The organism is Pseudomonas sp. GW821-FHT07F05, from assembly GCF_059418765.1.
In genome coordinates, this window is record NZ_JBWKQL010000008.1 from 1 (window position 1) to 12,085 (window position 12,085).

At 59.9% G+C, this 12,085-nt stretch carries 11 protein-coding genes and 2 tRNA genes; 6 read left to right on the forward strand and 7 right to left on the reverse strand.

The window, feature by feature from the left end:
* From AC07RO_RS16920 to rluD, 5 genes are all read right to left on the reverse strand, one after another.
* Positions 1–77: transfer RNA gene (locus AC07RO_RS16920), tRNA-Pro, on the reverse strand.
* Between the two features lie 20 nt (positions 78–97).
* Positions 98–173: transfer RNA gene (locus AC07RO_RS16925), tRNA-Asn, on the reverse strand.
* A 350-nt stretch (positions 174–523) separates the two neighbouring features.
* Positions 524–3,088 (reverse strand): ATP-dependent chaperone ClpB, encoded by a 2,565-nt coding sequence (gene clpB / locus AC07RO_RS16930; protein ID WP_282367068.1) that lies wholly within the window; start codon positions 3,086–3,088, stop codon positions 524–526.
* A gap of 176 nt (positions 3,089–3,264) precedes the next feature.
* The gene (gene pgeF, locus AC07RO_RS16935; protein WP_495086729.1) at positions 3,265–3,993 is read right to left on the reverse strand and encodes a peptidoglycan editing factor PgeF; all 729 of its coding nucleotides are present in this window, start codon (positions 3,991–3,993) and stop codon (positions 3,265–3,267) included.
* 8 nt (positions 3,994–4,001) lie between these two features.
* The gene (rluD, locus tag AC07RO_RS16940; protein WP_065987655.1) at positions 4,002–4,964 is read right to left on the reverse strand and encodes a 23S rRNA pseudouridine(1911/1915/1917) synthase RluD; all 963 of its coding nucleotides are present in this window, start codon (positions 4,962–4,964) and stop codon (positions 4,002–4,004) included.
* Positions 4,965–5,115: 151 nt separating this feature from the next.
* Between rluD and AC07RO_RS16945 the strand changes: the two genes are divergently transcribed.
* The 6 genes from AC07RO_RS16945 to AC07RO_RS16970 all read left to right on the forward strand — a co-directional run bounded on the left by AC07RO_RS16945 (position 5,116) and on the right by AC07RO_RS16970 (position 10,566).
* Positions 5,116–6,138, forward strand: a complete 1,023-nt coding sequence (locus AC07RO_RS16945) for an outer membrane protein assembly factor BamD (RefSeq protein ID WP_192173378.1) — start codon at positions 5,116–5,118, stop codon at positions 6,136–6,138.
* Positions 6,139–6,290: 152 nt separating this feature from the next.
* Positions 6,291–6,530: a PP0621 family protein gene (locus AC07RO_RS16950; RefSeq protein WP_346626756.1), complete on the forward strand. Its 240-nt coding sequence runs from the start codon at positions 6,291–6,293 to the stop codon at positions 6,528–6,530.
* Positions 6,520–8,112 (forward strand): two-component system sensor histidine kinase NtrB, encoded by a 1,593-nt coding sequence (locus AC07RO_RS16955; RefSeq protein ID WP_346626757.1) that lies wholly within the window; start codon positions 6,520–6,522, stop codon positions 8,110–8,112. The genes AC07RO_RS16950 and AC07RO_RS16955 overlap by 11 nt, the downstream gene beginning before the upstream one ends.
* A gap of 2 nt (positions 8,113–8,114) precedes the next feature.
* Positions 8,115–9,455, forward strand: coding sequence for a sigma-54-dependent transcriptional regulator (locus AC07RO_RS16960; protein ID WP_192173380.1), 1,341 nt, complete (start codon positions 8,115–8,117; stop codon positions 9,453–9,455).
* Positions 9,456–9,535: 80 nt separating this feature from the next.
* Positions 9,536–10,105 carry a nucleotidyltransferase domain-containing protein gene (locus AC07RO_RS16965; protein WP_346629263.1) on the forward strand — a complete coding sequence of 190 codons (570 nt, stop codon included), beginning with the start codon at positions 9,536–9,538 and terminating at the stop codon, positions 10,103–10,105.
* A gap of 14 nt (positions 10,106–10,119) precedes the next feature.
* The gene (locus AC07RO_RS16970) at positions 10,120–10,566 is read left to right on the forward strand and encodes a hypothetical protein (RefSeq protein ID WP_192173382.1); all 447 of its coding nucleotides are present in this window, start codon (positions 10,120–10,122) and stop codon (positions 10,564–10,566) included.
* Here AC07RO_RS16970 and thiO read toward each other — a convergent pair.
* Both thiO and AC07RO_RS16980 read right to left on the reverse strand, forming a co-directional pair.
* Positions 10,536–11,639 (reverse strand): glycine oxidase ThiO, encoded by a 1,104-nt coding sequence (gene thiO / locus AC07RO_RS16975; RefSeq protein ID WP_495086730.1) that lies wholly within the window; start codon positions 11,637–11,639, stop codon positions 10,536–10,538. The genes AC07RO_RS16970 and thiO overlap by 31 nt on opposite strands.
* A 30-nt stretch (positions 11,640–11,669) precedes the next feature.
* Positions 11,670–12,077 (reverse strand): type IV pilin protein, encoded by a 408-nt coding sequence (locus tag AC07RO_RS16980; protein ID WP_495086626.1) that lies wholly within the window; start codon positions 12,075–12,077, stop codon positions 11,670–11,672.
* Between the last annotated feature and the right edge of the window lie 8 nt (positions 12,078–12,085).

Below are 12,085 nucleotides of genomic sequence, written 5' to 3' on the forward strand. Positions count from 1 at the left end.
TGGTCGGGGTAAGGGGATTCGAACTCCTGACATCCTGCTCCCAAAGCAGGCGCGCTACCGGACTGCGCTATACCCCGACGGTACTACTTCTTGAAATTGGCTCCGTGACCAGGACTCGAACCTGGGACCCAATGATTAACAGTCATTTGCTCTACCGACTGAGCTATCACGGAACGATCTTTTCAAATCTATCAATTTCAGATGCAGCGTTTGACGCGCTTCAACACAACAAATTCAGTAAATCTTCACCAGACGAATCTGGCACTTACCTCACTGAACCTACTGCATTTTCAGCCTCTTCGACCTGTTTGCATCGCTGCGTTCACGTCTCTGAGGCGCGCTATTCTACATTTCCAGAAACACCTGTCAACCCTCTAAATTGCTTTCAAGACAATGATTTGCGATTTTTTTGTGGATCGTCCTCAAGCCCCCGAAAATCCTGCGGTTCAGTGAATAAATCACGGCGCATAAAAAAGGGCTCCCACCAGGAGAGCCCTTCTGCGCCTCTATATAGAAGCGGAGATCAGCCGAAGACGATCTCGTCGTCCTGCACCGTGCCTCTGATGCTGGTGCCGGGCATGAAGCCACCCGACAGGATCAACTGAGCCAGCGGGTTTTCGATCCAGCGCTGGATCGCTCGTTTGAGCGGACGCGCGCCGTACACAGGGTCGTAGCCGACGGCGATCAGCTTGTCCATCGCCTCGGTGGACAGTTCCAGGCGCAGATCGCGCTCCGCCAGACGCTGACGCAGACGGCCCAACTGGATCTCGGTGATGCCGGCGATCTGGTCGCGAGCCAGCGGTTCGAAGATCACCACTTCGTCGACCCGGTTGATGAACTCCGGACGGAAGTGCGTGGTGAGCGCATCCATGACCGCTGCGCGCTGCCCTTCCCGATCGCCCACCAGCTCCTGAATGCGAGCCGAGCCCAGGTTGGAGGTCATGACGATCACGGTATTACGGAAATCCACCGTACGCCCGTGACTGTCGGTCAAACGCCCGTCTTCGAGCACTTGCAGCAGGACGTTGAAGACGTCCGGGTGCGCTTTCTCGACTTCGTCCAGCAGGATGACCGAGTAAGGCTTGCGGCGTACCGCTTCGGTCAGATAGCCACCCTCTTCGTAACCGACATAGCCAGGGGGCGCGCCGATCAGACGAGCCACGGAATGCTTCTCCATGAACTCGGACATATCGATCCGCACCATCGCCTCTTCGGTGTCGAACAGGAACTCCGCCAGCGCCTTGCACAGCTCGGTCTTACCCACACCGGTTGGGCCGAGGAACATGAACGAGCCGCTCGGGCGGTTAGGGTCCGACAGCCCGGCACGCGACCGGCGCACAGCGTTGGCCACCGCGACGACCGCTTCGTTCTGCCCGATCACGCGCTGGTGCAGCAGCTCTTCCATTTTCAGCAGCTTGTCACGCTCGCCTTCGAGCATCTTCGACACCGGAATGCCCGTCCACTTGGACACGACTTCGGCAATCTCTTCCTCGGTCACCTTGCTGCGCAGCAGCTGGTTCTCCGGCTTGCCGTGCTGGTCGACCATCTGCAGGCTGCGCTCCAGATCGGGAATCACGCCGTACTGCAATTCAGCCATGCGGTTGAGGTCACCCTTACGCCGCGCCGCTTCCAGTTCCTGGCGAGACTGCTCGATCTTCTGCTGAATCTGCGCAGAGCCGGTCACTTCAGCTTTTTCGGAAGTCCAGATTTCTTCGAGGTCGGCGTACTCCCGCTCAAGGCGCTGGATCTCTTCCTGGAGTTTTTCCAGGCGCTTGATCGCGGCCTCGTCGTCTTCCTTCTTCAGCGCCTGCGCTTCTACCTTCAACTGGATCAGGCGACGCTCAAGACGGTCGAGCACTTCCGGCTTGGAGTCGATCTCCATACGAATGCGGCTGGCCGCTTCGTCGATCAGGTCGATAGCCTTGTCCGGCAGCTGCCGATCGGTGATGTAGCGATGGCTGAGTTTGGCCGCCGCAATGATCGCGCCGTCGGTGATCGCCACCTTGTGGTGAACCTCATAGCGCTCTTTCAAGCCGCGCAGGATGGCGATGGTGTCTTCTTCACTCGGTTCATCCACCAGCACTTTCTGGAAGCGACGTTCGAGAGCGGCGTCCTTCTCTATATATTGGCGGTACTCATTGAGCGTCGTGGCGCCCACGCAATGCAGCTCGCCACGGGCCAGCGCCGGCTTGAGCATGTTGCCGGCGTCCATCGAGCCTTCGGCCTTGCCGGCACCGACCATGGTGTGCAGTTCGTCGATGAACAGAATGATCTGCCCTTCCTGCTTCGATAGTTCATTGAGCAGGCCTTTCAGGCGCTCTTCAAACTCGCCACGGAACTTGGCGCCCGCGATCAGCGCGCCCATGTCCAGGGACAGCAGACGCTTGCCACGCAAGCCGTCCGGCACTTCGCCGTTGATGATGCGCTGAGCAAGGCCTTCGGCGATGGCGGTTTTACCCACGCCGGGCTCACCGATCAATACCGGGTTGTTCTTGGTCCGGCGTTGCAGCACCTGGATGGTCCGACGGATCTCATCGTCTCGGCCAATCACCGGGTCAAGCTTGCCTTCCTCGGCGCGCTTGGTCAGGTCGACGGTGTACTTGTCCAGCGCCTGACGGGATTCTTCCGCGTTCGGGTCGTTGACAGCATCGCCGCCACGCAGGTTGCTGATGGCGTTTTCCAGGGCTTTCTTGCTGACACCCTGGCCGAGCAGCAGCTTGCCGAGCTTGCTGTTCTCGTCCATGGCGGCGAGCAACACCAGCTCGCTGGAGATGAACTGATCGCCTTTTTGCTGAGCCAGACGATCGGCCTGATTCAACAGGCGCGCCAGATCCTGCGACATGTTCACGTCGCCAGTCGGGTTCTGGATCTTCGGCAGTTGGTCAAGCTCTTTGGTCAGCGCGGTGCGCAGGCTATTGATGTCGAAGCCCACTTGCAGCAACAAAGGCTTGATCGAACCGCCCTGCTGTTCAAGCAGCGCCTGCATCAAGTGCGCAGGCTCGATGGCCGGATGGTCCAGGCCCACCGCCAGTGATTGAGAATCTGAAAGAGCGAGTTGCAATTTGCTGGTTAAACGGTCAATACGCATGGGTCACCTTCCTAAATGGGCAGGCCGGAGTAATGAACACACCTAATAAAGAAAACCTGCCAGATGGTTCTTTACATGCGGCCGATTAGGCAGGATTCAAGCGCTGACGGGTTGACATGGATCAACATTAGCTTGAAGGAAGGAATTCAGAAGGAATTAGTGCGGGAGCGCGGAGGCTACCGGGCTTCGAGCCAGACAAGCGAGGCGAACCGTCCGGTGCGTGCGCCACGGCGATAGGAGAAGAATCGCTCATCGTTGTAGGTTGAGAGGCCGCCGCCATACACCGCTGTCACGCCGTGGGCGGCCAGACGCAGGCGAGCCAACTGGTAGATATCGGCCATGAACTTGCCAGCGTTGGCGCTCGGCACGAACGCATCGGCCGTCTGGGGGTGCGTCGCCATGAAGGCTTCGCGCACTTCGGGACCGACTTCGAATGCCTGCGGCCCGATGGCAGGACCGAGCCAGACCAGGATGTCGGAGGGCGCATCGGCAAAACTGTGCACCGTCGCCTCAAGCACACCCGCCGCAAGACCGCGCCAGCCCGCATGTGCGGCGGCAACCTGAGTGCCCGCTTTATTGCAGAACAGTGCCGGCAAGCAATCGGCCGTCATGATGGTGCAGGCCACGCCCGGGGTTTTGCTCCAACTGGCATCAGCCTCAAGCACTTCTGCCGGCGCGGCCTCGACCACGTTGACGCCATGAACCTGCTTCAACCATGCAGGCTGGATATTCAGGCGCGAGGTCAGTGAGGAACGGTTGTGCGCAACGGCCGCTGGATCGTCGTCAACGTGATCGCCCAGATTGAAGCTGTCGAACGGCGCCGCACTGACTCCGCCCGATCGCGTCGTGACGCACGCTTTGACACCCGCCGGCGCAGGCCAGTCGGGAATCAGCCAGTCCGTCAAACCCTCAGTCATCCGATGAACGCTTCGCGGTCTTGCTTGAGCAGCGTCAGCAACCAGACAAAGTCGTCTGGCAGCGGCGATTCCCAGCTCATGCGCTTACCGGTCGTCGGATGATCCAGTTCGAGGAAACGCGCATGCAGCGCCTGACGCGGGAAATGTTTCAGCGATTCGACCATGGTGACACTGGCCGCAGGCGGGATCCGGAAACGACCGCCGTAGGCAGGGTCGCCGACCAGCGGGAAGTTGATGTGGGCCATGTGCACACGGATCTGGTGGGTACGCCCGGTTTCCAGCTTGACCCGCACGTGGGTGTGCGAACGGAAACGCTCCAGAACCCGGTAATGACTGACGGCAGGCTTGCCGCCTTCCATGACCGCCATGCGCTGACGCTGCTGACCATGACGACCGATCGGTGCGTTGATCTTGCCGCCAGAGGTCACCACGCCGATGACGATGCACTCATAAATGCGGCTGACGCTGCGATTCTGAAGTTGGGTGACCAGTTGCGTCTGCGCCTGAATGGTCTTGGCGACCACCATCAGGCCGGTGGTGTCCTTGTCCAGGCGGTGCACGATGCCGGCACGCGGGACATTGATGATGTCCGGCACATGGTGCAGCAAGGCATTGAGCAGGGTGCCGTCGGCGTGACCCGCTGCCGGATGCACAACCAGACCGGACGGCTTGTTGATCACCAAGATCTGGTCGTCTTCGTAGACGATGTCGAGCTCGATGTCCTGCGCGATCCACTCGCCCTGGGCTTCCTGCTCGGCTTTGAGGAGCAGAACGGCGCCGCCATGCACGATGTCACGCGGGCGCAACGCGCCTCCGTCCACAGTCAGGCGACCGTCTTTGATCCAGGCGGAAAGGCGCGAGCGCGAGTGCTCTGCGAATAGTTGGGCGGCGACTTGGTCGAGGCGTTGACCGCCCAATTCGGACGGCACCTCTGCGCGGAGTTCTATGATCTCAGACATGCTCAAACTAGGAGGTGGCACTGGCCTTTGGTTTCGGCTGTGCGCTTGTGGTTAAATACGGCGTCTTTTGTCCCGGGGGTTCCACGGGGCGCCCATCATAACAGGACGGTCCTGCGCAAGACAGCAGGCCGTTATAGGGACGCAAGCCGCCATGCAAGTGAAACACCTGCTGCTGATAGCCATCCTCGGACTTACTGTTGCCTGTTCTTCGAAGAAAGAAGTCATCGACGAAAACCTCAGTGAAGTCGAGCTGTACCAGCAGGCGCAGGCCGATCTGGACAACAACAGCTATAACAGCGCCACCGAGAAGCTCAAGGCGCTGGAGTCGCGTTATCCGTTCGGTCGCTACGCTGACCAGGCGCAACTCGAGCTGATCTACGCCAACTACAAGAATGGCGAGCCCGAAGCTGCCAAGTCGGCGGCAGAGCGTTTCATTCGTCTGCACCCGCAACACCCGAACGTTGACTACGCCTATTACCTCAAGGGCCTGACCTCGTTCGACCAGGACGTCGGCATCATCGCCCGCTTCCTGCCGCTGGATCAGACCAAGCGTGACCCGGGCGCCGCTCGCGATTCGTACAACGAGTTTGCTCAGCTGACCAGCCGTTACCCGAACAGCCGCTACGCTCCTGACGCCAAGCAGCGCATGATTTACCTGCGCAACCTGCTGGCGGCCTACGAGATCCACGTTGCCGACTACTACCTGACCCGTCAGGCCTACGTCGCAGCCGCCAACCGCGGCCGTTATGTGGTTGAAAACTTCCAGGAAACCCCATCGGTCGGTGACGGCCTGGCGGTCATGGTCGAGGCCTATCAGCGTCTGCACCTGGACGACCTGGCTGACACCAGCCTGCAAGTCCTGAAAACCAACTACCCGGATCACCCGCAACTGGTGGACGGGAAGTTCGAAGCGCGCACGGCAGAAGCCGACAACCGCTCGTGGCTGTCCAAGGCCACTCTGGGCCTGATCGAAAGCCGTCCGCCGCTGCCGCCAGGACAAACCCGCGCCAACCAGGACGTGATCAAGCAGTACCAGGACGCCAAGGAAGCCATCCCTGCAGACCTGTTGCCTGAGAACCAGTCGGCTGACGAAGAGAAGAAAAACAATGACGACGACGGCACGCCGAAAAGCCGCTCGATCTTCAGCTACATGACCTTTGGCCTGTTCGACTGATTCAGTCCCTGCCAAGCGTCAGCTGAAAAAGGCCCTTCGGGGCCTTTTTTCATGCCTGACCGTTTTCCGACAGCATCCGGCGATGGAGATGACTGTGCGCCCGACACCCGCTTGGCTACACTGCGCGCTCTTCACTTCATAAGCTGACAGACATGATTCGCTTGATTATGTGGATCGCCCTGATCGTGGCGGCCATCTGGTTTTTCAAACGCCTGACCAAAGGCCCTGCCCCACGCCCGAAACCCGCAACGCCGGAAGTCGACGCTGCGCCCATGGTGCGTTGCGCGCAATGTGGCGTGCACGTCCCTCGCGATCGCGCGCTGAGCCAGAATCAGCAATGGTATTGCACCGAAGCGCACCGTTTGCAGGGTCCCGCTGCACGTGACCGCTGACAGCCTTTCGCTGACCACGCCTCAGGCACAACGCATCCTGCGGCTGTATCACCTCTATCGTCTGAGCATCGGCGTGCTGCTTGTGCTGCTGATCTCCAGCAGCCTGGATGCCGAACTGCTGGAGCTGGCCGATATCGAGCTGTTCCGGATCGGCTGCTGGCTGTATCTGGTGTTCAACATCCTCGTCGTGGTGCTGCTCGAACGCCCAAGCCGCCAAGGGCAACTGTTCTCCCTGGCCATGGCTGACACGCTGATGCTGGCGGCGCTGTTCTATGCCGGGGGCGGGGCGCCGAGCGGCATTGGCAACCTGATCATTGCGTCGGTGGCGATCAGCAATGTGCTGCTGCGCAAACGAACCGGGCTGCTGATTGCCGCGCTGTCAGCCATCGGCATCATTTACCTGACCTTCTACATCAGCTATCACAAGCCTTCAGCGGCCAATCATTTCGTGCAGGCCGGCTCGCTGGGTGCGCTGTGCTTTGCGGCGGCCCTGCTGGTCCAGGCCCTCTCACGCCGGCTGCAGCTCAGCGAAGACATCGCCGAACGTCGCGCCGCTGACGTCGACAACCTTGAAGAGCTCAACGCATTGATCCTGCAGCGCATGCGGACCGGCATTTTGGTGCTCGACGAAGATCACAAGGTGCTGCTGGCCAACCAGAGCGCGCTGAATCTGCTGGGCCACGAGCGCCTGCTGGGCGAAATCATCGATGTTTACTCGCCGCAGTTGGTCGAGCGCCTGGGTCAGTGGATGGCCAACCCGTCCATGGCACCGCGCAGCATCACCACCTCGGCCATTGGCCCGGTGCTGCGTCCGGGGTTCATCGCCCTGGCGCGCGGCAGTCATCGCCATACGTTGGTATTTCTCGATGACCTGTCGCAGATTTCCCAACAGGCCCAGCAGCTCAAACTGGCCGCGCTGGGCAGACTGACCGCCGGTATCGCCCACGAGATCCGCAACCCGCTGGGCGCCATCAGTCATGCCGCCCAACTGCAGCTGGAATCCGAGGAACTGACCGTTCCGGACCGGCGTCTCAGTCAGATCATTCACGATCAATCGCGGCGGATGAATCTGGTGATCGAGAACGTTCTGCAGTTGTCTCGTCGACGTCAGACCGAGCCCCACCTGCTCGACCTCAAGCAGTGGCTCGAGGCGTTCGTCCGCAACCTTCGCGATGAGCTGACGGCGGGGCAAAGCGTGCATCTGGACATCGGCGCAGGCGTGCTCAGTACGCAGATGGACGCGGAACAGTTGCAGCAAGTGATGAGCAATCTGGTGCAAAACGGTTTGCGCTACAGCGGCCAACTGCACGCACACGCGCAAGTTTGGCTAAGGTTGTTTCAAGCCCCGTTCAGCGAACTGCCGACGCTGGAAGTTCTTGACGACGGGCCGGGCGTTGCCGAAGAGCATCTCGCGAAAATCTTCGAGCCCTTCTTCACCACCGAAAGCAAAGGAACCGGCCTGGGCCTGTACCTGTCGCGCGAACTGTGCGAAAGCAATCAGGCGAGCCTCAATTACACACCACGGGAAGGTGGCGGAAGCTGCATGCGAATTACCTTCGCCCATCCGTTCAAGCTGAGCTGAACATGAGCCCACGGCAAAAAATTCTGATCGTCGACGATGAGCCGGACATTCGTGAGTTGCTGGAAATCACGCTCGGACGAATGAAGCTAGACACCCGCAGCGCGCGAAACGTCAAGGAAGCCCAAGAGTGGCTGGCCCGCGAAGCGTTCGACCTGTGCCTGACCGACATGCGCCTGCCCGATGGGAATGGCCTGGAGCTGGTGCAGCACATTCAAAAGCGCCACAACCAGGTGCCGGTGGCGATGATCACCGCCCACGGCAGCCTCGACACAGCGATCCATGCCCTGAAAGCCGGCGCGTTCGATTTTCTGACCAAGCCCGTCGACCTGACGAGATTGCGTGAGCTAGTGACGAGCGCTCTGCGCCTGCGTATTGCGCCTGCTGAAGACAACCGCATCGATAACCGCCTGCTCGGCAGCTCGCCACCGATGCAGGCGCTGCGCAAGCAAATCGCCAAACTGGCCCGCAGCCAGGCGCCGATTTACATCAGCGGCGAATCGGGCAGCGGCAAAGAACTGGTAGCCCGGTTGATTCATGAGCAAGGCCCGCGCGCCGAGCAGCCGTTCGTGCCGGTCAACTGTGGCGCAATCCCGTCAGAGCTTATGGAAAGCGAATTCTTCGGGCACCGCAAAGGCAGCTTCACCGGCGCCCACGAAGACAAACCCGGGCTGTTTCAGGTCGCCAATGGTGGGACGCTGTTTCTCGATGAAGTCGCTGACCTGCCGCTGGCGATGCAAGTGAAACTGCTCCGCGCGATCCAGGAAAAATCCGTTCGCGCCATCGGCGGCCAGCAGGAGCAAGTGGTTGACGTTCGCGTGCTGTGTGCCACCCACAAGGACCTCAATCAGGAAGTGGCGGCCGGGCGTTTCCGTCAGGATTTGTACTACCGGCTGAACGTCATCGAGCTCCGCGTACCGCCCTTGCGCGAGCGCCGCGAAGACATCGAAGAGATCGCCAACAGCGTGCTGCGTCGCCTGACTGAATCCGCCGGCGAGCCTGCCACCCTCCTCCCGCCCCATGCGCTGGCGGCGCTCAAGGGCTATCGTTTTCCTGGCAATGTGCGCGAGCTGGAAAACATGCTCGAACGGGCGTACACGCTGTGCGAAGACGATCAGATCAACACCGCAGACCTGCGCCTGGCCGAGCCGTCACGCCCCACCGAGCAAGACGGCCCGAGCCTGGCCGACATCGATAATCTGGAAGACTATCTGGAAAGCATCGAACGCAAGCTCATCCTGCAAGCGCTGGAAGAAACCCGCTGGAATCGCACGGCGGCCGCGCAGCGTTTGAATTTGACCTTCAGGTCGATGCGCTATCGGTTGAAGAAGTTGGGGTTGGAGTGATGGATTCGACGACGTACGCTTGATAAGTCCCAAAAAGGGACCTATCGTTCCCTTTTTGGGACTTATCCAGACAAATCCCTATGAACATCGGCGATGCGCTCTTCACCACGACTCAGCAACGAGTGCTGGGCCTGCTCTTCGGCACTCCGGAGCGGAGTTTCTATACCAACGAAATCAGTCGCTGGGCCCAGGTCGGCAAAGGCAGCACAACTCGTGAGCTGGAGAAATTGCACTCAGCAGGTTTGCTGACCGCAACCCGCCAAGGCAACCAAATCCATTATCAGGCGAATTCTGAAAGTCCGGTGTACCCCGAACTGGTTGGCCTTGTGCGCAAAACATTCGGCATCGCCGATCACCTCCGAGTGGAGTTGTTGCCTTTCGCAGACCAGATTCAGCGAGCGTTTATTTACGGCTCGGTTGCGAAAGGGACCGCAAACACATCCAGCGACATAGATCTGATGCTGATCGGTGAAGGCGTCAGCTACAGCGAAGTGATGGAGCGTATGATCCCGCTCGAAGAGATGCTGGGCAGACCCATCAACCCGACGCTCTACACGCCGTCGGACTGGAAAGCGAAGCTCGCCACCGGCAACAGCTTTGTGACCCGAGTGGCAGAGCAGGAAAAGATCGACATCATCGGAAGCGATTAGGGAGAACCTATGGAATGGGCAACGAGCCTTTGGCGAACTTGGTACGTACCGGCGGATTGAAAGCCGAGCCTGCTGACAAGAACGAATGTATCGGACTGGTCCGCTCGGCGCTTGATAGGCTGTTGGACGCTCATAATTCCGCGCTTTCATACGCCAGCCGTTTTGATCTGGCCTATAACGCTGCACACGCACTGGCGCTGGCGGCAATGCGCCTGAAAGGATACCGGTCAGACCGCCGCTATCTCGTGTTTCAGTGCCTTCCACACACGCTGAATCTGGATAAAGTGCGGGTAAGGCTCTTTGCGCTTTGCCACGAGCGCAGAAACCTCGCTGAATACGAAGGCTACATGGATATCGATGATGCGCTGCTCGCGGAGCTACTCACGAGTACCGAAGCACTTCGAGGCCTACTGGCGTCGGAGATGGCCGCTCATGGTTTCAGTCTCCCCTCTGGCGCATAAGGCGCCGCATCAATAATCGGCCTTTCCCCCACCAGCAAATCCGTCAGTAACTGACACGACGCCGGCGCCAGCACCAAGCCGTTGCGGTAGTGGCCGCAGTTGAGCCACAAGCCTTGATGATTCGGCACAGGGCCGATGAAAGGAATGCCGTCAGGCGATCCCGGCCGCAGCCCTGCCCAGTGCCCGACCACATGCGCATCCGCCAACGCTGGAATCAGTTCGATCGCCGAAGCTTTCAGGCTTTCCAGAGCATTTTCAGTGGGTGTCTTATCAAAACCTTCGTATTCGAGCGTGCTGCCGATGAGGATATGTCCGTCACGCCGGGGGATGGCGTAACGGCCTTTGGCGAGGATCATGCTCGGCAGAAAGTCGGCGGCGCACTTGTAGAGGATCATCTGCCCTTTAACCGGTTCGACGGGCAGCGCCAGCCCCAGTTTGCCCAGCAGCTCACCGCTCCATGCGCCCGCCGCCAGCACCACGCTGTCCCCGAGCACATCGCCCTCTTCCGTCGTGACGCCCAGCACGCGATCACCTTCGCGCACGAAGTCGATGACCTGGCAGTGCTCACGAATCACCACGTTGGGCAACGCCAGCAGTGCCGCCTTGAGCGACTTGACCAGACGCGGGTTGCGCACGTTGGCGACGTCGGCCATGTGCACTGCACGTGCATAGCCGCCACCCATGACGGGGACGGCATCGTATACCGCGGAAATATCCACCGACGTCAGCGGACGATTCATAAGCGCCGCCCACTCGAGCGCTTCGGCTTCGTCGTCCAGGTCCAGCCAATACAGGCCGGTTTTGTGCACTTGCGGGTCTATGCCAGTCATTGCCAGCAAGCGCTCGGCGAGCTGCGGATAAAAATCCTGCGACCAGTGCGAGAGTGCCGTTACGGCCGGGCTGTAGCGCCACGGGTAGAGCGGCGACACGATGCCGCCGCCGGCCCAGGAGGATTCCTGGCCGACTTCCGAGCGGTCGAGCAGCGTTACGCTTCGGACTTTGGAGGCGAGGTTGAAGGCGGTCAGGAGGCCGATGACGCCGCCTCCGATGATGACTATGTTTTGATTTAGCACAGCGGCCACGACTTGCTCAGGTGCATGGATTCAACGGCCCCAACAGCTTGTGGTGGTGGTGCCCGCAGCAAGACCGGGGTTGGTTCTGAGGCCGGTGTTGGTGATCTGGAAGCTGCCGCACTTGTCGCCATTCATCATAGCGGTGGGGACGGGTGTTGCTGTCAGCGTGAAATCCATACCAGCAGGCGTCGAAGATACATAGGCAACGTTGTACCAAGCATTGCCAGCGACTGGCACGTTCAGATAACTACCGGTTTTGGTGAAAGCGCGTTCCAGAATCTGGCTCTGCTCCATGAGCAACCCGGCAATCTCGGTACGATGAGTGCGCCGTACGTATTCGGTATAACTGGGATACGCAATCGCCGCGAGAATCCCCACAATCGCCACCACGATCATCAGCTCTATAAGCGTGAATCCCTTCGTTTTACTGCCAGTCATTCTGCCTT